The organism is Kitasatospora humi, assembly GCF_020907985.1.
GTDB lineage: Bacteria > Actinomycetota > Actinomycetes > Streptomycetales > Streptomycetaceae > Kitasatospora > Kitasatospora humi.
The window spans coordinates 78,463-100,525 of sequence record NZ_JAJJPA010000023.1; the positions used below are offsets into that span (position 1 = coordinate 78,463).

The following is a 22,063-nucleotide window of genomic DNA, read 5'->3' on the forward strand; positions in this document are numbered from 1 at the left end:
GGCAGGCCGGACCGACACCGTGCGGCCGGTTGTCCACAGGCCCGGGCCGATCATCGGACCAGCTCACAACCGAACCGGACGCCGGCGCCGGACCCGGGGAATCGACCGGCGGTCACGTGCGTTGACCAGACGGCAACGCCCCGTCCCGCTCACGAAGGAGCCTCCTCGATGTCCGGCAGCGTCACGATGTACAGCACCACCTGGTGCGGCTACTGCACTCGTCTGAAGGGCCAGCTGACCCGTGAGGGCATCGGCTACGACGAGATCAACATCGAGCAGGACCCGGCCTCCGCCCAGTTCGTCGAGTCGGTCAACAACGGCAACCAGGTCGTCCCGACCGTCGTGGTGGTCGGCGCGAGCGGTGAGCAGGCGGTCATGACCAACCCGTCGCTCGCCCAGGTGAAGAAGGCCCTCGCCGCCTGACGGCCCGTCGCACCGCGTCCGCCCCGCCCCGGGTCAGGCGCGGTGTCCCCCGGGATCAGGCGCGGCGCGCCGCCCAGGCCTCGGGCGACAGTCCGTAGACCACCAGGTCGCGCGGCCCGTCGGCGAGCACCGCGCCCTGCGGCAGCACCGACTCCCGGACGAACCCGAGCCGCTCGGCCAGCGCCCGGCTGCGCACGTTGTCCACCACCGTGCGCAGGCCGACCCGGCGCAGCCCGAGCGGCCCGAAGGCGTGCTCGATCAGCAGCTCGGCGGCCCGACGGATCAGCCCGCGCCCCTCGAACTCGGCGAACCGCGCGTTGTTGGCGGCCAGTGCCGCGTGGTAGGCGTCGGCGATCGCGACCGTGCGGGGTACCAGCACGGCGTCCTCGGTGCGCCGGTGACTGAAGAACATGGCACTGCGCATCCGGGGCTCCCCTCCTGAACCGGGTTGCCACCCTAGGGCGCGGATCCGACGAGCCGTCAACCTCAGCGCCCGGCCCGGGCGCCCAGCTGCCCGAGACCGTAGACCAGGCGGCAGCGGTCGGCGGAGTACCTGGTCTCGATCACCCGGACCGGGCCCCGGCGGTCGTAGGTGACCCGGGTCTGCACCAGCAGCGGCACGCCGGGGCCGCCCTGGAACCACTGCGCCTCCTCGGGCCCGGGCATCCGGGCGACCAACTGGTCCACCGCCCCGATCTCCACCCGGCCCAACGCGGCCAGCACCGCCTCGTCGCCACCGGGAACCGGGTCGGGCTCCATCAGCGCGGTGCCGGCCGCCACCCCGGCCCGGTAGTGGCTCTCCTCGATGGAGTAGGGCTCCCGGTCCAACAGCCGCAGCTGGCGCCGGACCACCACCGCCTCGCCGGGCCGCACCCCCAGCCGTTCGGCCACGTCCACCCGGGCCCGCACGATCAGCATCTCGAACTCGGCGCTCAGTTGCCGCCCGGCCTGCTCCGCCTCCGCCGTGTAGACCTCGCTGGGCCCGGCGAGCCCGTCCCGCTGACTGGGCAGCAGCGGCCCGAAGGCCCGGTGGTCGAGCACCGGGTGCTCGCGCAGGAAGGTGCCCTTTCCCTGCAGCCGGACCAGCAGGCCCTCGTTGACCAGCACGTCGACGGCGAGCCGCACGGTGTTGCGGGCCACGCTGTACTGCTGCTCCAGCTCTGCCTCCACCGGCAGCGCGGTGCCGCCCGGCCATTCGCCCGCCGAGATCCGGCGGCGCAGATCGGCGGCCAGCCGCTGGTACTTGGGGGACGGCATGCTGCCACTGGAGATGGTCACGCTGGAAATGTAGCGAGCGATCTGACCCGCTTTCAGCTAAACCGACCATAATTGGCCATGATTCCGCGCCGACCGGCCCGGCGGCCGGCCGACGGAACCGCGCTGGCCTGCGCGGATGCCGCCACCTCGAATGCCGTCCCGGCGATCCGCGCGCACCAGAGCAACCAAGGCAAATGGGGGGCGTGCACGAATGGCACACGCCCCCCACTGCTCATTTCCTTTACCAGCGCTCACTGCTCGGCAGCGGTGCGCCGTACCACTGCTCGATCAGGTGACGGGCGATCGAGATTCCGCTGGGCGGCACGATCTCGCCGGACTCCCAGCCGGCCCGCAGGTCCTCGCGGGAGAACCAGCGCGCCTCGGCCAGCTCCTCCCCGTCCACGGAGAGCTCGGCGCCGCCCGGCGCCGCCTTCCCCACGAAGCCCAGCATCAGACTGGCCGGGAACGGCCAGGGCTGACTGGCCCGGTAGCTGACCTCGCCGACCCGCACCCCGGCCTCCTCGAAGACCTCGCGGACCACCGCCTGCTCGATCGACTCGCCGGGCTCGACGAAGCCGGCCAGCGTGGACCAGCGGCCCTCCGGCCAGAGTGCCGAGCGACCCAGCAGGCAGCGGTCCTGCTCGTCGGTGATCAGCATGATCACCGCCGGGTCGGTGCGCGGGTAGTGCTCCGCCGCACAGGAGGTGCAGCGCCGCAGGTGCCCGGCCCCGGCCTTCTCGGTCGGGTGTCCGCAGCGCGAGCAGAAGCTGTGCAGCCGGTGCCAGTGCTCCAGGGCCACCGCGTGCACCAGCAGCCCGGCGTCGCGGTCCGACAGGGCGCCGCCGACCTCGCGCAGCCCGGCCGGGCGGGCGTCGCCGTCCAGCCGGCCCGGCAGCGTCTCGCCGGCCAACGCGAAGTAGGAGACGCCGGCGTCGTCGGTGCCCAGGAAGTAGCGGTCGCCCTCCTGCGGTGCTTCGAACGAGGGCAGCAGGACCAGCTCGGTGCCGGTCGGGGTGTCCACCACGAAGGCCTCGCCGCCGGAGATCGGCAGCACCTTGGTGGTCGGGTGGCTCCAGGCGGCGGCCAGCCAGGGCTCGTCCAGCCGGTGATGGGCGGCCCGGTCCACCCCGGCACGGGCCAGCGGCAGATCGCCGAACCGCTGGATCTCAGGCATGGTGCTCATGGTGTTCCGTCCCCGTCCACAGTGTCATCAGCGTCATCGTCAGTGGCAGTCGGCGTCGGTCGGCCCGCATCCGGCGTCGGTCAGTCCGCATGCGGCCGGTAGGTCTCGGCGAGGTCGGCCCAGAGGTGCGCGGAGGTCTCCACGCCCTTGCGCAGCAGGTCGAGCTCGACCTTCTCGTTGATCGAGTGCCAGCCGTCGGACGGCACCGAGATGCCCAGGAACAGCACCGGGGCGCCCAGCACGTCCTGCAGGTCGGCGGCCGGTCCCGAACCGCCCTCGCGGGTGAACAGGATCTCCTGCTCGAAGGCCCGGCCCATGGCCCGGACCACGGACTGCAGCGCCGGGTGGTCCAGCGGGGTCAGGCACGGGCGCGTGACGCTGCCGAACCTGATGGCGTGCCGGATGCCGGCGGGCAGCCGGTCCGCCACCCAGGCCTCGATGGCCCGCTCGATCCGCTCCGGGTCCTGTCCGGCGACCAGCCGGAACGAGAGCTTGAGGTGCGCCTCGGCCGGCACGATGGTCTTGCTGCCCGGGCCGGTGTAGCCACCCCAGACGCCGTTGACCTCGGCGGTCGGCCGGGCCCAGATCCGCTCCAGGGTGGTGTAGCCGGCCTCGCCCTGGGCGCCGTGCGACTTGGCGGTGGCCAGCCAGCGCTGCTCGTCGAACGGCAGCTTGGCGAAGAGCTCGCGCTCCCGCTCGGTCAGCTCGACCACGCCGTCGTAGAAGCCGGGCACCGCGACCCTGCGGTCCGCGTCGTGCAGCGCGGCGGCCAGTTCGGCCGCGCTGGTCGCCGGGTTGGGCACCGCGCCGCCGAAGGAGCCGGAGTGGATGTCGCTGTCCGGGCCGGACAGGTCGATCTGGCAGTCCAGCTTGCCGCGCATCCCGGTGCAGACGGTCGGGGTGGCCGCGTCCCACATGCCGGTGTCGGAGACGAGCACCAGGTCGGCGGCCAGCCGCTCGCGCTCCCGGCGGATCAGCGCGCCGAAGTTGGGCGAGCCGGACTCCTCCTCGCCCTCGATCAGCAGCTTGAGGTTGACCGCCGGCGCGGTCCGCCCGGTGGCCGCCAGGTGCGCGCGCAGGCCCAGGGTGTGGAAGAACACCTGCCCCTTGTCGTCGGCCGCACCCCGCGCGTACAGCCGGGCGCCGACCCGGGTCGGCTCGAACGGCTCGGTGTCCCAGCCGTCCGCCTTGGCCGCCGGCTGCACGTCGTGGTGCCCGTAGACCAGCGCGGTCGGGGCGCCGGCCGACTCGGCCGGCCACTCGGCGAAGACCGCCGGCAGCCCGTCCGTCTCCCAGACCTCGACGACCGGGAACCCGGTCTCGCGCAGCTTCGCCGCCAGCCACTCGGCGGAGCGGCGGACGTCGCCGGCCCGCTCCGGATCGGCCGACACGGAGGGGATGCGCAACCAGGCGCCGAGGTCCTCCAGGAAGGCGGCCTCGTGCTGGTCGATGAAGGAGCGGACGGCGCTGTCCGGGGTTTTCGTCATACGGACGACTTTAGTTGGCGAGGCCGCGTACGTGCCGCCGCGGTCCGGCAGCCGGGCCGCGGCGGCACTGTGCGATCCGTCACCCCGGGCGGTCAGGCGGCTCGGCGCACCAGGGTGACCCGGGAGCGGGTGAGCAGCGCGGCCAGTCCGGTGGCGAGCAGCGGCAGCACCAGCAGGGTGAGCCCCAGGGTCGACCAGGGCAACGCGATCACCGTGTGCCTGCCGGGGACCGTGCTGCCGGGCGGCGCGGCGTCCATGACCCGGCGCAACGCCACCGCCGGAACGATCCCGCACACGGCACCGAGGAGGGCGCCCATCGCCGCGATAGTCCCGCACTGGAAACCGGAGAGCCGCCGTCGGATCCCCGGGGCGGCGCCCACCGCCGCCAGGGTGGCCAGGTCCTGCTGGGAGTCGGCGGCCGCCAGCCCGGTGGCGATGCCGGCCGCGCCGAGCGCCACCAGACCGGCGAACGCGGTGAGGCCGAGCACCAGCGTGGGTCTGCGGGGCCGGAACCCACGCTCCACCCTGAGCACGTCGCCGCCGTTCGGCTCCAGCTCGCTCAGCGCCCCGGTGGCCCGCTGGACGGCGGCGTCCGAGGGCATCGCGGCCGGCAGCCAGACAACGGCGCTGTCACGGGTGCCCATGCCCAGCCGGGCGGCGGTGTCCGGAGCCAGGTACATGCGGGCCGCCGGGTGCGGCACCGGTGCCAGCACCGCGTCCACCAGCACGTCACGGTAGGGCGGCGGGGGGCTGCCGGCGAGGCCGAACGGCTCCTGCAGCCGGACGATGGCCTTGCCGTCCTGGAGCATCGACGGTTCGAAGACCACCGCCTTGCCCGCCGCCGCGGCCTGCTCGGCGGCCTGGCCCGGCAGCCCGAACAGATTGTGCAGCACCCCCGGATCACCGCTGACCACGCTGCCCAGCCCGGCCGGTCCGGTGCGCTGGCAGCGCGGGTCCTGGTAGAGCCCCATCGGCACCGGCTGGTTCTTCGCCGACAGGTCGTCGGCGGGGCAGCGGGCGGCGGGCGGCGGTTCGGCCGTCACGTCGCCGCAGCGGCCCCCGGTGCCGCAGTCGCCGTACCGCAGCGCGAGCACTGTCGCACCCGGGCCGAGGTCCGGCATCGCCCGCTCGACGGCGGTGCGCTGGGCAGCCGCCGTGCCCTGGCCGTGCCCGCTGTCGGTGAGGAACAGTGTGACGGCCTTGTCGGGAGCCGACGGCACGTAGGCCGCTCGCTGCTCGGCGTCGTTGCTGGCGGCGTAGACACCGACCGCCACCGAGCCGGCCACCGCGGCCATCACGGCGGCCACCGCCGGTGCGGTGCGCCCGCGGTGCCGGACCGAGTCGCGCAGCGCCAGCCGGGGCGCCAGCGGCAGGACCCGGCCGAGCCGGCCGAACAGGCCCACCAGCGTGGGGGTGCAGGCGACCATGCCGAGCTCGGCGATCACCGAGCCACCGAGCACCGCGATGCTGCTGTGACCACGGTCCAACGCGGTGGGGCCGAGCAGCGCCATCGCCGTCCCACCACCCACCATCAGCACGCCCAGCGCCAGCAGCCGCTTGGCCGGCGGCCTGACGGTGCCGCGCCCGGTGAGCGCCGCCACCACGTCCTGCCGGGCCGCCTGCACGGCCGGCACCACGGCCGCCAGCAATCCGGTGACCAGGCCGATCGCCGCGACTCCGAGCAGGTCGCCGGGCACCAGGGCCAGCGCGCCGAACCGCTTGCCTGACAGCAGCTCCAACTGGTTGCGGGCGAGCACCACCAGCAGCACGGCCAGTCCGGTCCCGACCACGGCACCCGCCAGGCCCAGTACCACGCCGCCCCCGAGCACCACCGCACGCACCTGCGCCCGGTCGCCGCCGGCCGCGGCCAGCAGGCCCAACTGCCGCCGGGAGCGCCGGGCGCCGACCGCGAAGGCGGGGCCGGCGAGCAGCACGATCTCCAGCAGCGCCATTCCCACCACAGTGATCAGGGTCACCTGGTCGGCCCGGTCGAGGCCGGCGGTGAGCGAGGGGTCCTGGTCCGGCCTGCCGTAGTACGGCACCTGGGAGCGGGCCGGCGGGTGCAGCACCACGCTGCGCGAGGTGGCGGAGAACCCGTACTTGTTGAGCTCCAGCACCTTCGGCCAGTCGACGGCCGTGCCGGCCGGCAGCTTCACCAGCCATTCGTGCACGCTGTCCGCCGCCTGCGGGTCGCTGCCGCCGGACCCCGCGGTGTCGGCGGCGGCCACCGCGGCGACCGCGCTCGGCCGGCTCACCAGCGCGGTCGTCTTGAGGTCGTCCGGGTACTCCGCGACTCCGGTGATGGTGAACGACCGGTCACCCAGACTGGTGGTGCTACCGACCTTGAGGCCGGAGCGGTCCAGGAAGGTGCGGGTGGCCGCGAGTTCGCGGTCACCGGCCGGCGCCCGGCCGGACACCAGGTCGATCCGGCCGCGCCAGACCGGGTCGGCCAGGTCGGCGGCGGCCACCGTGGCCCGCAGCCGGCCGGTGGCGCTGGTGGCCAGTTCCGCCCGGTCGGCCGGGATCGGTACCAGCGCCGACCCGGGCGGCAGCAGCCGGGCGGCCAGCACCGCCGGATCGGTGTTCCGGCTGCGCTGCTGCTCGGGGGTGCCGGCCTGGCCGTCCAGCAGCGGCACCACGTCCTGCCCGTCGGAGGCCAACGGTGCCTGAATGATCCGGGCGCCGGGCTCGTCGAACTCCAGCAACACGTCGGCGGTGCCCAGTTCCCGGGTGGCCCGCTGGGCGGGCGTGAGTTCGGAGCTGTGGTACACCACGTCGACACCGGCGACGCCGAGCACCGGCAGCGCGATCATGGCGAGCACCAGGGCGCTGCGGCCCTTGGCCCGCAGTGCGTCCCGCCGGGCGATCCGCAGCGCCACCCTCCAGGAGCCGAGCCTCATCGGGCACCCGCCTCGCCGGCCCCGGTCACCAGCAGGCTCTCCGGCTGCTGCCGCCCGGTCTCGTCGACCAGCAGGCCGTCCCGCAGGAAGACCACCCGGTCGGCCCAGGCCGCGTGCCGGGCCTCGTGGGTGACCATCATGGCCGCCGCACCGGCGTCGCAGCGGGCCCGCAGCACCGCGAGCACCTCCTCGCCGGTGCCGGAGTCCAGCGCCCCGGTGGGCTCGTCGGCCAGCACCAGGCGGCGCTCGCCGATCAGCGAGCGGGCGATCGCCACCCGCTGCTGCTGGCCTCCGGACATGTCGTCGGGGAACCGGTCGGCCAGCTCGGCGATGTGCAGCTCCTCCAGGGCGGCCAGCGCCTCGCGGCGCGCGGTGCGGGCCGACACCCCGTCGAGTTCCCTGGGCAGGGCGATGTTCTCGGCGGCGGTCAGCGCCGGAATCAGGTTGTAGTCCTGGAAGACGTAGCCGATGGAGCGGCGGCGGACCTCGGCCAGCTTCTTGCGGGAGAGACCGGCGAGCGGCCGGCCCTCGACCAGCACCCGGCCCTCGGTCGGCGTATCCAGCCCACCGGCCAGGGTGAGCAGGGTCGACTTGCCGGAGCCGGACGGGCCCATCACGGCCACGAACTCCCCCGGCGCCACGGCCAGGTCGACGGCGCGCAGTGCGTGCACCTCGGCGGCGCCGCGGCCGTGCACCCGGCTCACCCGCTCCAGCTGGAGCACCGGCTGGCGGTCGGTCATCGTTCCTCCCCGTGGGTCCTGGCGACCCGCCTGGCCGGTGCGGCGGCCTGCCGGATCGGCGGCTTGCGGTTGGCCAGCCGGGTCTCGCAGTGGTCCAGCCAGCGGACCTCGGCCTCGGTCTGGAAGATCAGCTGGTCCAGCACCAGCAGCCAGGCGAGGTCGGTGCCGGCGGAGTCCTCGTCGCCGACCGCGGTGAGCGCCCTGGCCTTGAGCCGGGTGTAGTCCTGCAGCGCCTTGACGCTGTGTCGGCGCTGGCCCTGGACCACGGCGTGCACATCGACGCCGGGGACGGTCACGGCCATCGCGAGCTTGATCGCCAGCTCGTCGCGCGGCGGGTTGGTGCGCGCCACCGGGGTGTCGAACCAGGTCCGCAGTTCGGCGCGGCCCTTCTCGGTGACGGCGTAGACCTGGTGGCCCTCCTCGTCCTCACCGTCCGGGACGACCAGGCCGTCCCGCTCCAGGCGGCTCAAGGTCGTGTACACCTGACCGACGTTGAGCGGCCAGGTGGCTCCCGTCCTGGCCTCGAACTCGGTGCGCAGCTGGTAGCCGTAGCTGGGGCCCTGGTCGAGCAGGGCGAGCAGGCCGTGTTTGATGGACATACCGAGTATGTATACCCGGAATCCGGCACCGTGTATACCCGGTATGCACGGTGCCGGACGTGTCCCGACGTGCCGCCGCCGGCCCCCCGTAGGGCGTACCGTCACCGGGTGAGCCCTCTGCGAATCGCGACCTTCAACGTGCTGCACGGCCGGCCGCTGGCCGCCGACGGCAGCCCGCTCCCCTTCCCCGCCCAGCCGGCCGAGCCGCTGCACGAGGCGATCGCCGCGCTGGACGCCGATGTGCTGGCGCTCCAGGAAGTGGACCGCTACCAGCAGCGCTCCGGACTGGCCGACCAGACCGCCGTGGCCGCCAAGGCGATGGGCGCCGCCGACTGGCGGTTCGCCGCCGCCCTGCACGGCACCCCGGCCCCGGTCGCCGGCTGGCTGCCCGATCCCGAACCGCGCGGCCTCACCGTCTACGGGCCCGAGGACGAGGAGCGCGCCACCGACCGCCCCTCCTACGGCACCGCCCTGCTCACCCGGCTGCCGGTGCGCCACTGGCGGGCCCGGCGGTTCGCGCCCGCGCCGTTCGGGCTGCCGCTGCGGGTGGCCGGGCGGCGCGGGCTGACCCCGGTGCCGGACGAGCCGCGGGCCGCGCTGGCCGCGGTGCTGGAGGGCGAGCGCGGGCCGTTCACCGTGGTGGCGACCCACCTGTCCTTCGTGCCCGGCTGGAACATGGCGCAGCTGACCGGGATCCGGCGCTGGATCGCCGACCTGCCGCGGCCCTACCTGGTGCTCGGCGACTTCAACCTGGTCGGCCCCGTCCCGCGCACCGTGCTCGGCGGAGCCACCGCACTGGACCGGGCGCCGGCCTCCCGGCAGCGCCTGCGCGAGCTGCGCGCCGCCCGCCGCGCCGGCGGCGCCCCGCTGCCCCGCCGCCGGCTCGGTCGCGAGCCGGGCACCCGCCTGCCGGGCTGGCACGACCTGGCCCGCACCCCCACGTACCCCTCGCACCGGCCGGCCGTGCAGTTCGACCACGTGCTGGCGGTCGGCCTGCCGCACACGGCCGTCGGCACCGTCACGGCCCCCCGGGTCGCGGTCTCCGACCACCGGCCGCTGCTGGTGGAGGTGGAGTTGTGAATGGGTCCGGTGACAGGGTTGTGACCGAACTGGCAGCCCTGTCCGCGACCTGATTGACTCTCAACCGCACGAGGGTGACGGAACGACGGCTATCACGGGGGAAGGGATCAGTGGCCGATACCACCATGGACCCGGCTGCGGTGCAGGCCGCGGGCACGGCGGCGGAAGGACTCTCCAACCAGGTCTCGGGGTACCAGCCCCAGCTGGCCCAAGCCGCCGGCGAAGCGGCCGGCGGCGTGCCCAAGACCGCCACCGCGAGCTCGGTCCAGAGCAACGGCGGAGCCTGGAGCCAGGCGATCGGCAAGCTCGCCGCCACCATGGACCAGCAGGGCATGAACCTGGTCACGTGCAGCCAGCGGCAGTCCGGCACCGAGAGCACGGTCGCCGGCAGCCTGCGGGCGATCCAGACCGGTTGACGGAGGACCGATGGACTTCACCACCCTGCGCGACATGCAACCGGGCGCCCTGTTCAAGGCCGCCGATGAGTACACGGCGATGGCGCAGAAGTTCGGCCAGGCCGCCGCCGACTGGGGCAGCCAGGTCTGCTCGGCCGCCAAGAAGGCATGGACCGGCCAGGCGGCCGGCGCGGCCGAGGCCTCGCTCGACACCACGACGAACCGGCTGACCAGCGCGTCGTCGCTGCTCATGCAGAACGGCGACCTGCTGTCCGCCACCGGCCGGCAGTTCCTCCAGCTCCAGCAGGAGCTGCGGCAGCTGATCGCCTGGGCCGGGCAGAACGGCCTGGTGATCCACGACGACGGCAGCGTGGCGCCGAACCCGCAGGCGCCCCAGCCGCCGGGCGGTGCGTCTAGCCAGGCCGTGGCCCAGTCCGCGCTGGCCGCCCAGCTCGCCGAGGTGCTGGCCCGGGCGTCGGCCGTCGACCAGAACGCCTCCCAGTCCCTCGACATGAACTCCCTGGCGATCGGCTCCGACGTCACCAACGATCCGGGCGGCCCCGGGCAGCCCGCCGGCCCGAGCGGAACCAGCCGGGGCGGTCGCAACGCGCCGGCCGCATAGCTACTGCCGGGTCAGCCGGCCGTTCTGGTGCGGCAGCTGCCGGCTGCCGTGCGCGACGGGCTCGTACTGCAGCAGCAGCATCGCCGCGTCGTCACCGAGCGGCCGGCCGACATGGCGGACCACATCGGCGTGCAGGCGGTCCAGCACGTCCACCGGGCCGCCCTGCGCGCAGCGCGGGAACCGGTCGGCCAGCGGGTAGAAGCGGCCCGCCCGGTCACGGGCCTCGATCACCCCGTCGGTGAAGAGGAGCACCCGGTCGCCGGGGGCGAACGGCACCCGGTGCACCGGCGGCGACACGTCGGCCGGGTCGAGCACGCCCAGCGGCGGCACGGTCTCGGGCAGCTCCAGGGGCCGCACGGTGCCGTCGCCGGTCAGCAGCAGCGGCGCCGGGTGCCCGCAGTTGACGATCTCCGCGGTGCCGTCCGGGCCGACCCCGATCAGCACCAGGGTGACGAACTCCTCGTCCACCCCGGGGTGGTCGTGCTCGTGCAGCGCCCGGTCCAGGCTGACGGCCAGCCAGCCGGCCACCTTCCCCAGGGCCGGCTCCTGGTGCGCCGCCTCCCGGAAGGCACCGAGCACCGCGGCGGCGGTCTCCACCGCGCCGAGGCCCTTGCCGCGCACGTCGCCGACGACCGCGCGCACTCCGTGCCGGGTGTCGACCACCTCGTAGAGGTCGCCGCCGATCCGCGCGTGCGCGGCGGCCGCGGCGTAGTGCACGGCGGCCCGCACGCTGCCCACCCGGTCCGGCACCGCGCGCAGCAGCACCCGGCGGGCGATCTCGGCCACCAGCTGGGCGTCGGCCAGCGCCTGCTCCTGACGCACCCGCAAGGTGGCGCTGACCCAGCTGATCGCGGTGACCAGGGCGATGGCGAAGACCGTGGCGCTGTGCACCGACTGGCCGAGCACGCTGTCGTAGGCCGCCATGGTGAAGGCCACGCCCTCGGACAGCAGGCCCATCAGGATCGGGTACCAGACCCGCCGGCTGACGATGGCGGCGAGCGCCGGCACCGCGGTCAGGGCCGGCTCGACGGTGACTTGCAGGGTGCTGAGGTAGTCGAGGCCCACCACCAGGGCCATTCCGATGAACGGCAGGGCCAGGGCCGTCCGAGGCCAGGTGCCCGTCGTTCGGACGGTCGCCGGGCCCCGGGTCGGACCGGCCAGCAACTCTCTGAACCATCCGGTCGCGCTCAACTTCGGTGTCTCCAGCAAGAGGCGCCCGGTGCATCGGCACCTGCGGCGATGACTGAGGGTGAGGAAATGGGGCCTGGCCGGTGGCCGAGCAAGCGCGGGTGACCGGTTACCGACCCCACAATAGGCGCGAAACGTGCATCGCGCAGCGGTTTCACGCGACTGTGTGACGAGTTGGATGCTCTCTGTGACCTAATAGTCACTGTTCCCGATCAGAAGCGTTTCCAACGCCTTCCGTCCAGGAAGTCCTGACGGTCTTTCGACCCGACCGCTGCGGATGTGGCAGAACGCCGCGGTGACCTGCTCCGGATCCAGGCCGTGCTGCTCCGCCCAGGCCAGTCGGTAGACCGCCAGCTGCAGGGGGTCGGCGTTCTCCTCGTGACCGGTCTTCCAGTCGACGATCTCGAACCGTGACGCACCGTCAGCGTCACGCTCCCGGTACACCGCGTCGATCCGGCCGCGCACCACCCGGCCGCCGAGCACCACCTGCACCGGCACCTCCACCCGGTGCGGGCGCCGGTCGGCGTACGGCCCGCGCAGGAACGCCTCCTTGAGCTGCTCGAGGTCGTGCTCGTCGGCGATGTCGTCGTCGTCCAGGCCGGGCAGCGCGTCCGGGTCGAGCAGCGGCAGCGGGGCGAACCGGGCCTGGATCCAGGCGTGGAACCTGGTGCCCCGGCGGGCCGCGGTCTGCGGCGGCCGGGGCAGCGGGCGGGCCAGCTCATGGGCGAAACCGTCCGGGTCGGCCGCCAGCCGCATCAGTTGGGAGGCGGAGAGCGCCGCGGGCAACGGCACCTGACGCACCGACTGCCGGGACCGGCGCAACTCGCCGAGCAGCGCGTCCAGATCACGGTCCCAGGAGTCCACCAGGCGCTGCTCCTCCGGGGCCAGCGCCTCCGGCGGCGGTGCCGGGTGGCCGGCCACCCGGCGGGCCACCACCTCGGCCACCCGGCGGCGGGCCAGCTGGGCAGCCGGATCCAGCGGCAGCGGCCAGGGCGTGTCGCCGAGCTGTCGCAGCGCCGGGTTGTCGGCGCCGTCCACCGGCGGATCGGCCCAGTGCTCCACCTCGCCCGCGCCCGGTCGTTCGGCGTGCTCGCGCAGCCTCTCCAGGTACTCGGACGGACCGCGCACGGTCCGCTGGGTAGGCCCCCACCAGTGCCCGGACGCCAGCAGCAGCGAACGCGGCCGGGTGACCGCGACGTAGCCGAGTCGCAGTTCCTCGGTGCCGGTCTGCTCCTTGAGACCGCTCTTGAACGCCGTCATGCCCTTGGCGTGCCAGGCCGGTACGGCGGGCAGGGTGGCCGCGTCGCCGCGCAGCGGATACGGCAGCACCTGGCGGCGACTGGTCCACTTCTCCCGGCTGCGGTTGCTCGGGAAGGCGCCCTTCACCAGTCCGGGCAGCGCCACCACGTCCCACTCCAGGCCCTTGGACTTGTGCACGGTGAGCACCTTCACGGTGTCCTCACCGCCCGGCAGGCCGGCGTCCAGCCCCCGGTCGTACTCCTCGGCGGCCCGCAGGAAGGCCAGGAAGGCCGCCAGCCCCGGGTCGCCGTCCAGATCGGCGAATCCGGCCGCGACGTCGAGGAAGGCGTGCAGGGTCTCCCGGCGGCGGGCCGCCAGCGCCTGCGGGGAGGCGGCCAGCTCGACCTCCAGGCCGGTGACCGCGAGCACCCGGTGCAGCACGTCCATCAGCGGCTCGGCGAGCGCCCGGCGCAGCTCCCGGAGCTCCCGGGCCAGATGGGCGAACCGCACCCGGGCCTCGGGCGAGAACGGCAGCTCTCCCCCGGCCTGAGGCCGGGTGGGGGTCCCTCCCGGCCGCCCCCGGCCTCCGGCCGGGGGCGTGCCCCCGTGCTGGTCCGGCTCCAGGAAGGTCTCCAGCGCGTCGGCCAGCGAGACCACCTCGGTCGGGTCGGTCTCGGCCACCGCCTTGGCCAGCGCGTCGCCACCGGCCGGATCCGCGGTGCGGACCAGTTCGGCGGCCCGGCGGCCGAGCAGCGCCAGGTCGCGCGGGCCGATCCGCCAGCGCGGACCGATCAGCAGCCGCACCAGCGCGGCATTGGCCGTCGGATCCTGCAGCACCTCGCAGACCGCGACCAGGTCGGCCACCTCGGGCAGCTGCAGCAGCCCGCCCAGGCCCACCACCTCCACCGGCACCTGACGGGCCACCAGGGCCGCGTGGATGTCGGGGAAGGTGGTGGCGGACCGGCAGAGCACCGCCACCGAGCCGGGCGGGGTGCCGGTGCGCACCAGGTGCGCGATCGAGTCGGCCAGCCAGTCGATCTCCTCGGCGTGGGTGGGCAGCAGCGCCACCCGGGCGAAGCCCTCCTGCTCCGCGCCGGGCGCCGGGCGCAGCGCCGCCACGCCCTCGTGCAACTCGCGCAGCGGTGCCGCCAGCTCGTTGGCGAAGGCCAGCAGCCGACCGCCGCTGCGCCGGTTCTCACTCAGGGCGTAACGGGCCGCCGGGGTGCCGTCGGCGGCCGGGAAGTGGGCCGGGAAGTCGTCCAGGTTGGCCACCGAGGCACCGCGCCAGCCGTAGATCGCCTGGCACGGGTCGCCGACCGCGGTGACCGGGTGGCCACCGCTCGCCGCGCCGCCGAACAGGCCGGCCAGCAGCAGCCGCTGGGCCACCGAGGTGTCCTGGTACTCGTCCAGCAGCACCACCCGGTACTGCTCGCGCAGCAGCCGGCCGACCTCGGGGCGCTCGATGGCCAGCCGGGCGGAGGCGGCGATCTGGTCGCCGAAGTCCATCAGGCCCGCGGCCTGCTTGCGGCGCCGGTACTCCTCGACCAGGGTGAGCAGCTCCAACCGGCCCCGGGCCGCCTCGGGCACGTCCCGCAGGTCCTGGTTGGTCAGCTTGACGGTGGCCAGCTCGTCCAGCAGCGCGGTGTCGAACTCGCGCAGGGCCGCGGGCGCCACCAGGTGCTCGGCCAGCTCGGCGTCGAGGGCGGTCAGCTCGGCGACCAGGGTCGCGAAGCGGTCCTTGAGGTGCGGGAACGGACCGGGCGCGGAGCGCAGCACCCGGGCGGCCAGCTGGAACCGGGTGGCGTCGGCCAGCAGGCGCACGTCCGGCTCGATGCCGATCCGCAGGCCGTGCTCCTTGAGCAGGCGGCCGGCGAAGGCGTGGTAGGTGGATATCTCCGGATCGCCCTCGACCTCGGCGCCGTCCCGCAGCCCGGCCCGGGCCAGCGCGGTGCGCACCCGCTCGGCGAGCTCCGCGGCCGCCTTGTTGGTGAAGGTCAGGCCCAGCACCTGGTCGGCCCGGACCGTGCCGGAGCCGACCAGCCAGACCACCCGGGCCGCCATCACCGTGGTCTTGCCCGAACCGGCCCCCGCCACGATCACCGCCGGTGCCGGCGGCGCACCGATCGCCGCCAGCTGCTCCCGGTTGAACGGGATGCCGAGCAGCTCCTTGAGCTGGTCGGGGTGGCTGAGCATGGGGTCAACGGTAACCGGCCGCCCCGACAGCGGGTCTAGTCGATCAGCTGCCGGCCGTCCCGCTGGGCCGAGCAGCTGCGCTTGAAGGCGCAGTGGCCGCAGGCGTCACCCGCGGTCGGCACGAACCGCTCGGCCAGCACCCGGCCGGCCGCGTCGGCGAGCAGGTTCTCGATCCACGGCTCGCCGTCCGGCGGCGGCTGGTGCTGCACCTTGGGCGCCTCGGGCGCCTTCTTGTCCTCCAGCCGCAGCTGCACCAGCTCGGCGCCGCCGAGCGGGGGGCGCTCGTTCAGCAGCGGGTCCAGCGCGCCCTCGCGGACCGCCAGCTGGTAGACCGCCAGCTGCTTGTGCTCGGGCAGCGACTTGTCGCTGGGGGCCTGCTTGCCGGTCTTGAAGTCCACCACGTAGGCCCGGCCGACGGTGTCCCGCTCCACCCGGTCCAGCACGCCGCGGATCCGCACCGCGACGTCGCCGACCGGCAGGGTCAGGTCGAAGCCGTGCTCGGTGGCCAGGACGGCCCGGCCGCGCTCCAGCACGTGCCAGTGCAGGAACCGCTCCAGCGCGGCCCGGGCGTTCGCCTTCTCCTGCGCCGACTTCCACGGCGCGTCGAAGGCCAGCGCGTCCCAGACCGTGTCCAGCCGCTCCAGCAGCACCGCGAGGTCGGCGGGGGTGCGCCCGGAGCCCACCTCGTCGGCCAGCGCGTGCAGCACGTTGCCGAAGCCCTGGGCGCCGGAGCTGCCGGTCTGGGCCCGCACCTCCTTGGTCAGGAACCACTGCAGCGAGCAGCTGTCCAGCTGCTCCAGGCCGCTGCCGGAGAGCTGCACCGGGCGGTCCGGCTCGCGCAGCGGGACCGGGTTGCTGGTCGGGTCGGCCAGGCCCCACCAGCGGTCGGGGTGGGCGGCCGGGACCAGCGGGGCACCGGTGTCGTCGGCGGCGGTGGCCAGCCGGGCCAGGCGTTCGGCGGCGGCCCGGCGCAGCTCGGGCGAGCGGTCGGGGTCGACGGTGACCGCGCGCAGCTCCGCCACCAGGGCGGCGACCGAGAGCGGGCGGCGCGGGCGGTGGGTGACGTCCTCCACGGTCACGGCGGGGGTGCGGCGCAGCACCTTGCCGGTGCGGGGGTCGAGCTCCTCGCGGTAGAGCTCGCGGAGCAGCCGGGAGGGTTCGTCGCCGTCCTCGGCGGGCGCCTTGACGGCGGTGACGATCAGGCGCTCCTTGGCCCGGGTGGCGGCCACGTAGAAGAGGCGGCGCTCCTCGGCCAGCAGGGCGCCCGGGGAGAGCGGCTCGGCCAGGCCGTCCCGGCCGATCCGGTCGGCCTCCAGCAGCGAGCCGCGGCGGCGCAGGTCGGGCCAGAGGCCCTCCTGCACACCGGCCACCACGACCAGCCGCCATTCCAGGCCCTTGGCGCGGTGCGCGGTCATCAGCCGGACCGCCTCGGGGCGGGCGGTGCGGACGGTGAGGGTGTCGGCGGCGATGTCCTGGGCGGCCAGCTCCTCCAGCAGGTCGAGGGCGCCGCGGTGGCCGGTGACCCGCTCCTCGGCGCGGGCGGCGGTTTCGAACAGGGCGCAGAGCGCGTCCAGGTCGCGGTCGGCGTTGCGGCCGGCGGCACCACCGCGCAGCGCGGCCCGCTCGAGCCGTTCGCGCCAGCGCGGGCTGCCGTCCCAGAGCTGCCAGAGCGCCTCCTCGGCGGTGCCGCCACCGCGCAGCAGGTCCCGGACCTTGCGCAGCAGCGTGCCCAGTTCGCGGGCCCGGCGGGCCGGGGCCGAGTCGAAGACCACCAGGCGCTCGGGTTCCGCCAGTGCCTCCCGGACCAGCTCTTCGGCGGAGCGCACGATCGGCTGCGGGCGCCCCTCGTCCGTCTCGTCCGCCTCTCGAAGGGCCGCGCGCTCCTCCTCGCGCAGCTCGCGGCCCAACCGGCGCAGGTCGGCGCCGTCGAGCCCCCCCAACGGGCCGGTGAGCAGGGTGTGTGCGATCTCGGCGGTCAGCGGCTCGGTGGCCGCGGGGCGGGCGTGGTTCGCCGGTTGAGCGTGGCTCGCAGGGTGAGCATCGCTCGCAGGTTGAACGTGAGAAGTCGGCTCGGACGACTTTCGCTGCGCGGGGATCAGGTCGACGGCCCGTTCGGCCGCCGCCCCCTCCGCACAGACCCGCAGCGCCAGCAGGATCGGCACCACCGCCGGCTCCTCGCGCAGCGGCAGGTCGTCACCGTCGATCTCCAGCGGCACCCCGGCCACGCTCAACGCCCGCCGCACCCCCGGTATCGCCCGGGCCCCGGCCCGCACCAGCACCGCCATCTCGCCCCACGGCACCCCGTCCTCCAGGTGCGCGCGGCGCAGCAGGTCGGCGATGCTCTCCAGCTCCGCCCCCGGGCTCGGGTAGGTGTAGACCTCGACGCTGCCGGCGGTGGCGTGCGGCCCGGGCAGCAGCGCCCGGTGCTCGGCCAGCTTGTCGGCCGGCAGCCGGCCCATCGGCATCCGGGCCGCCAGCTGCCGGGAGGCGGCCAGCAGCACCGGCGCCGCCCGTCGCGACACCCGCAGCACCTTCACCTCGGCCGGGCGGCCGTCGCGCTGCCGGAACTGCTGCGGGAAGTCCAGGATGCCGTTGATGTCGGCGCCCCGGAAGGCGTAGATCGACTGGTCCGGGTCGCCGACCGCGACCAGGTCCCGGCCACCGCCCGCCAACCGCTGCAGCAGTCGCACCTGGGCCGGGTCGGTGTCCTGGTACTCGTCCACGAAGACCGCGTCGTAGCGGGCGGCCAGGTCCAGCTCGGGACGCTCGGCCAGCAGGACCGCGCGGTGCACCAGCTCGGCGTAGTCCAGCACCCCGCGCAGGTCCAGCACGTCCAGGTAGTCGGCCAGGAAGTGCGCGGCCGCCGCCCAGTCCGGGCGCTCCACCCCGGCCGCGAACCGGGCCAGCTCCGCCTCGCCGAGCCCCAGCTCGCGGCTGCGGGCCAGCACCGCGCGCACCTCGTCGGCGAAGCCCCGGGTGGTCAGGCAGGCCCGCAGGTCCAGCGGCCAGTGGATGCTCCCGGTGCCCGCCGCCGCGTCCTGCGCCCCGCCGGCCAGCAGCTCGCGGACCATCACGTCCTGCTCGGGGCCGGAGAGCAGGCGCAGCGGCTCGGCGAACCGCTCGGGTTCCTGCTGGGAGCGGAGCAGGGCGTAGCAGAACGAGTGGAAGGTGGTGGCCTGCGGCGCCGCGGCGAGCCGCACCGCCATCCGGTCGCGCAGCTCCATGGCGGCCTTGCGGCTGAAGGTCAGCACCAGGATCCGCTCCGGGTCGGTGCCCCGCTCGACCCGGCGGGCCACCGCCTCCACCAGGGTGGTGGTCTTGCCGGTCCCCGGGCCCGCGAGCACCAGCAGCGGGCCGCCCGCGTGCTCGGCCACCGCCTGCTGGAAGGGGTCCAGCTCCGGCGGGGCGGGCGTCGCGAGCGGGCTGCGCACCAGTCGGTAGGGGGAGGCCACGGTCGTCCAGGGATCGGGAACGGAAGAGTAGAGCCTACGCTCTACCGGCCGTCCCACCGCGCCCGGCGCATGTCCACCCGGTACTGCTCGACCCCCTCGCGCAGCGGGGTGCCCTCGGTGCGGTAGGCGGCCAGCGCCCGGTGCTCGTGGCCGGGCAGCAACGTGCCGTCCGCCCGCACCACCCGCCACCAGGGCACCGCGCCCCCGTAGAGCGCCAGCACCCGGCCCACCTGGCGCGGTCCGCCCTCGCCGAGATATTCGGCCACGTCGCCATACGTCATCACGCGGCCGGGAGGGATACGGTCGATCACGTCGAGCACCATCTCCGCGAACGGGGGCAGGTCGGTGCTGGGGCCGGGCCCCTCCTCGCCGAAGGCGGGCGGGGCGGGCGGGTCCGCGCTGTTGTCCGTCATTCGGGCATTGTTGCCCATGCGGCGCAGGGCGCGGCCCCCCGCGGGGTATTCACCCCGTCCGGGCCCGCCCCTGTCCGGCGGCGGGGAGTTCGGCATGCCACCATCTTCATCCAGGCGGTGAGTGGTGATACGAGGACAAGACCAGATGACCGGGACGGCTGACGTGGATGTGGAACAGGGCTCTGCCGAGCCCACCTCCGCTGGCGCGCCCGCCGAGCAGCCGAAGGTCTCGCTGGTCAAGCGAACCGCGCCGGGAGCGGGCCGCCCGCCGCGCCGCAAGGGCGGGGGCGAGGGGCCCGTGCCGCCTCCGGGCGGGGCCGGGGGCAGCGGCGGCGCTCCGGTGCCGCCCAACGGGGCCGGTGACCAGGACGGCGACCACCTGGCGGTGGACGAGCCGCTGCTCGCGGCCCGTGCCCACCGGCCGTCCGACCTGATCCGCTTCGCGGTCGGCGTGCTGGGCATCATCGCGCTGTTCGTGATCGCCAACATCGCGATCCAGACCACCAGCGGCATCTCGACCGACATCCACGCCAACATCAAGCACGTCGCCCCCTGGCTGACCACCTTCGGCAACCTGCTCTCCGGCGTCGCGGTGCTGGCCGTGCCGGTGGCCTTCGCCGTCGAACGGCTGATCAAACGCGACGGCCTGAGGGTCGCCGACGGCGTGCTCGCCGCGGTGCTGGCCTACGGCATCTCACTGGCCGTGGACTGGTGGGTGGCCGAGGGCGCCTCGGCGGCGATCCGCACCGCGTTCACCAAGGCCCCGGAGGGCGGCGGGCCGCTCACCGAGCCGGTGCACGGCTATCTGGCACCGGTGATCGCCTTCATGACCGCGGTCGGGCTGGCCAGCCGACCCCGCTGGCGGGTGGCGCTGTGGACGGTGGTGTTGATCAGTGGCGTCACCGAGCTGATCAGCGGGTCCACCACCCCGCTCTCGCTGCTGCTCACCCTGCTGCTCGGCTGGTCGGTCGCCTACGGCACGCTCTACACGATCGGCTCCCCCAACATCCGGCCGACCGGGCAGCATTTGATGCTGGGGCTGCGGCGGGTGGGCTTCAGCCCGCGGTACGCCCACCGCGCGCCCGACGCGCCCGGCGGCACCCGCCGCTACGTGGTGAACCAGCAGGACGGCCCGGCCCTGGACGTCCACATCATCGACCGCGAGCAGCAGGCCTCCGGCTTCTTCTACCGGGCCTGGCGGCGGCTGCGGCTGCGCACCGTCGCGGTGCGGCGCAGCCCGCAGTCGCTGCGGCAGGCGCTGGAGCAGGAGGCGCTCATCGCCTACGCCGCGGCCGCGGCCGGCGCGGACGCCCCGCAGCTGGTGGCCACCTCCGAGCTGGGACCGGACGCGGCGGTCCTGGTCTACGAGCAGGTGTCGGGCCGCACCCTCGACGAGCTGGCCGACGACGAGATCAGCGACGACCTGATGGCCTCGTTCTGGAGGTCGGTCGGCGCCCTGCACGACCGCCGGATCGCCCACCGCCGGCTGACCGGCGAGTCGCTGCTGGTGGTTGACGAGCGGCGGGGCGTGCTGGTCAACCTGTCCGGTGGCGACATCGCGGCCGGCGACCTGACGCTGCGGATCGACGTCGCCCAGCTGCTCACCACCTTCGCCCTGCGGATCGGCCCGGAGCGGGCGGTCGCGGTCGCCCGGAAGGAGCTCGGCCGGGACCGGGTGGCCGCCGCGCTGCCGCTGCTGCAACCGGTCGGGATGAGCCGGCAGACCCGGGCCGACCTGGCGAAGCAGGCCAAGGAGCGCCGGGCCGCCGCCCAGGCGCTGGCGCTGGAGCAGGTGGCGGCCGGCGAGCGGACCCGGGAGCAGGCCGAGGAGGACATCGCGGCGGCCTCCGAGGACCTGCTCAGCCGGATCCGGCAGCAGATCCTGGAGATCGCCCCGGAGGCCCCGGAGGCGCCCGCCAAGCTGGAGCGGCTGCGGCCGAAGACGCTGATCACCGTGGTGGGTCTGGCCTTCGCCGCCTATCTGGCGGTCACCACCATCCAGCCGGGCGAGCTGAAGCTCTCCCAGCTGGACCTGCCGTGGGCCCTGGTGGCGCTGGCGTGCGCCGGGGTCACCTACATCGCGGCGGCGATGAGCCTGACCGGCTTCGTGCCGGAGAAGCTGCCGTTCGGCCGGACCGTGGCCGCACAGCTGGCCAGTTCGTTCGTGAAGCTGGTGGCACCGGCCGCGATCGGCGGGATCGCGCTGAACACCCGCTACCTGCAGAAGGCCGGCGTGCGGCCCGGGCAGGCGGTGGCCAGTGTGGGCGCCTCCCAGCTGGCCGGGTTGGGCGGCCACCTGGTACTGCTGTTCTGCTTCGGCCTGATCACCGGCAGCGCCAGCAACGGCAACGCGGGCAGCGAACGCGCGGTGATCATCGGGGTGCTGACGGCGGCGGTGCTGGCTCTGGTGGTGGCCGCGGTCGCGCCGCTGCGGCGGTTCGTGCTGACCCGGCTGCGCTCGCTGTTCTTCGGCGTGGTGCCGCGGATGCTCGACCTTATGCAGACGCCCAGCAAGCTGGTCACCGGCCTCGGCGGCATCGTGCTGCTGACGCTGACCTTCACCGCCTGCCTGGACGCGTCGGTGAAGGCGTTCGGCGGTTCGATGGACTACGCCACGGTCGCGGTGGTCTTCCTCACCGCCAACGCCGCCGGCTCGGCGGTGCCGACCCCGGGCGGGATCGGCGCCATCGAGGGTGCGCTGATCGTCGCGCTGAGCCTGGGCATGCCGGCTGCCACGGCGACCTCCGCGGTCTTCCTCTACCGGGCTCTCACCTTCTGGCTGCCGGTGCTGCCCGGCTGGATCGCCTACAGCTATCTGCAGCGCAAGGGCGCGCTCTGACGACGGATCGGCCTGCGCTCCGACTCGGTGCGCAGGCCGGCCCCACGGCGTGG

General features: G+C 74.6%; 16 protein-coding genes. 5 read left to right on the top strand and 11 right to left on the bottom strand.

All coding sequences use genetic code 11. From position 1 onward, the window contains the following. Positions 1-168: 168 nt before the first annotated feature. A complete protein-coding gene (locus LN042_RS21785) occupies positions 169-423 on the top strand; it encodes a mycoredoxin (protein ID WP_230052969.1) in 255 nt (84 codons plus the stop codon). 55 nt (positions 424-478) lie between these two features. Here the strand turns inward: LN042_RS21785 and LN042_RS21790 are convergent, their stop codons facing one another. The 7 genes from LN042_RS21790 to LN042_RS21820 all read right to left on the bottom strand — a co-directional run bounded on the left by LN042_RS21790 (position 479) and on the right by LN042_RS21820 (position 8,589). After that, the gene (locus LN042_RS21790; RefSeq protein WP_230052970.1) at positions 479-847 is read right to left on the bottom strand and encodes a GNAT family N-acetyltransferase; all 369 of its coding nucleotides are present in this window, start codon (positions 845-847) and stop codon (positions 479-481) included. Between the two features lie 62 nt (positions 848-909). Then, entirely contained in the window at positions 910-1,701 is a 792-nt protein-coding gene (locus LN042_RS21795; protein ID WP_230052971.1) for a GntR family transcriptional regulator, read from the bottom strand. A 220-nt stretch (positions 1,702-1,921) separates the two neighbouring features. Further along, on the bottom strand, positions 1,922-2,854 hold the full coding sequence (nudC, locus tag LN042_RS21800) for an NAD(+) diphosphatase (RefSeq protein ID WP_230052972.1): 933 nt from the start codon (positions 2,852-2,854) through the stop codon (positions 1,922-1,924). Positions 2,855-2,943: 89 nt separating this feature from the next. Further along, entirely contained in the window at positions 2,944-4,350 is a 1,407-nt protein-coding gene (locus tag LN042_RS21805) for a dipeptidase (protein ID WP_230052973.1), read from the bottom strand. A gap of 92 nt (positions 4,351-4,442) precedes the next feature. Beyond that, positions 4,443-7,250, bottom strand: a complete 2,808-nt coding sequence (locus tag LN042_RS21810; protein WP_230052974.1) for an FtsX-like permease family protein — start codon at positions 7,248-7,250, stop codon at positions 4,443-4,445. After that, entirely contained in the window at positions 7,247-7,990 is a 744-nt protein-coding gene (locus tag LN042_RS21815; RefSeq protein ID WP_230052975.1) for an ABC transporter ATP-binding protein, read from the bottom strand. The genes LN042_RS21810 and LN042_RS21815 overlap by 4 nt, the downstream gene beginning before the upstream one ends. Beyond that, complete coding sequence (locus tag LN042_RS21820; RefSeq protein ID WP_230052976.1) at positions 7,987-8,589, bottom strand: PadR family transcriptional regulator; 603 nt, start codon at positions 8,587-8,589, stop codon at positions 7,987-7,989. Before LN042_RS21820 ends, LN042_RS21815 begins: the two co-directional genes overlap by 4 nt. 108 nt (positions 8,590-8,697) lie before the next feature. On the opposite strand from LN042_RS21820, the gene LN042_RS21825 reads away from it, so the two are divergent. From LN042_RS21825 to LN042_RS21835, 3 genes are all read left to right on the top strand, one after another. Beyond that, positions 8,698-9,669, top strand: coding sequence for an endonuclease/exonuclease/phosphatase family protein (locus tag LN042_RS21825; RefSeq protein ID WP_230052977.1), 972 nt, complete (start codon positions 8,698-8,700; stop codon positions 9,667-9,669). A gap of 110 nt (positions 9,670-9,779) precedes the next feature. After that, entirely contained in the window at positions 9,780-10,085 is a 306-nt protein-coding gene (locus tag LN042_RS21830; protein WP_230052978.1) for a hypothetical protein, read from the top strand. Positions 10,086-10,095: 10 nt separating this feature from the next. Then, complete coding sequence (locus LN042_RS21835; protein ID WP_230052979.1) at positions 10,096-10,686, top strand: hypothetical protein; 591 nt, start codon at positions 10,096-10,098, stop codon at positions 10,684-10,686. Here the strand turns inward: LN042_RS21835 and LN042_RS21840 are convergent, their stop codons facing one another. The 4 genes from LN042_RS21840 to LN042_RS21855 all read right to left on the bottom strand — a co-directional run bounded on the left by LN042_RS21840 (position 10,687) and on the right by LN042_RS21855 (position 19,171). Continuing rightward, positions 10,687-11,877: a PP2C family protein-serine/threonine phosphatase gene (locus LN042_RS21840; RefSeq protein ID WP_230052980.1), complete on the bottom strand. Its 1,191-nt coding sequence runs from the start codon at positions 11,875-11,877 to the stop codon at positions 10,687-10,689. Between the two features lie 189 nt (positions 11,878-12,066). Beyond that, on the bottom strand, positions 12,067-15,306 hold the full coding sequence (locus LN042_RS21845) for an ATP-dependent DNA helicase (protein ID WP_230052981.1): 3,240 nt from the start codon (positions 15,304-15,306) through the stop codon (positions 12,067-12,069). 35 nt (positions 15,307-15,341) lie between these two features. Beyond that, positions 15,342-18,758: an ATP-dependent helicase gene (locus LN042_RS21850; RefSeq protein WP_230052982.1), complete on the bottom strand. Its 3,417-nt coding sequence runs from the start codon at positions 18,756-18,758 to the stop codon at positions 15,342-15,344. A gap of 41 nt (positions 18,759-18,799) precedes the next feature. After that, entirely contained in the window at positions 18,800-19,171 is a 372-nt protein-coding gene (locus LN042_RS21855) for an MGMT family protein (protein WP_372495793.1), read from the bottom strand. Positions 19,172-19,316: 145 nt separating this feature from the next. On the opposite strand from LN042_RS21855, the gene LN042_RS21860 reads away from it, so the two are divergent. Further along, positions 19,317-22,010, top strand: a complete 2,694-nt coding sequence (locus LN042_RS21860) for a lysylphosphatidylglycerol synthase transmembrane domain-containing protein (protein ID WP_230052983.1) — start codon at positions 19,317-19,319, stop codon at positions 22,008-22,010. Positions 22,011-22,063 lie beyond the last annotated feature (53 nt).

Coding starts and splice junctions, on each gene's coding strand:
- LN042_RS21785 (WP_230052969.1), top strand. CDS start 169: ATGTCCGGCAGCGTCACGATGTACAGCACCACCTGGTGCGGCTACTGC.
- LN042_RS21790 (WP_230052970.1), bottom strand. CDS start 847: ATGCGCAGTGCCATGTTCTTCAGTCACCGGCGCACCGAGGACGCCGTG.
- nudC (WP_230052972.1), bottom strand. CDS start 2,854: ATGCCTGAGATCCAGCGGTTCGGCGATCTGCCGCTGGCCCGTGCCGGG.
- LN042_RS21805 (WP_230052973.1), bottom strand. CDS start 4,350: ATGACGAAAACCCCGGACAGCGCCGTCCGCTCCTTCATCGACCAGCAC.
- LN042_RS21810 (WP_230052974.1), bottom strand. CDS start 7,250: ATGAGGCTCGGCTCCTGGAGGGTGGCGCTGCGGATCGCCCGGCGGGAC.
- LN042_RS21815 (WP_230052975.1), bottom strand. CDS start 7,990: ATGACCGACCGCCAGCCGGTGCTCCAGCTGGAGCGGGTGAGCCGGGTG.
- LN042_RS21820 (WP_230052976.1), bottom strand. CDS start 8,589: ATGTCCATCAAACACGGCCTGCTCGCCCTGCTCGACCAGGGCCCCAGC.
- LN042_RS21835 (WP_230052979.1), top strand. CDS start 10,096: ATGGACTTCACCACCCTGCGCGACATGCAACCGGGCGCCCTGTTCAAG.
- LN042_RS21845 (WP_230052981.1), bottom strand. CDS start 15,306: ATGCTCAGCCACCCCGACCAGCTCAAGGAGCTGCTCGGCATCCCGTTC.
- LN042_RS21855 (WP_372495793.1), bottom strand. CDS start 19,171: ATGACGGACAACAGCGCGGACCCGCCCGCCCCGCCCGCCTTCGGCGAG.
- LN042_RS21860 (WP_230052983.1), top strand. CDS start 19,317: ATGACCGGGACGGCTGACGTGGATGTGGAACAGGGCTCTGCCGAGCCC.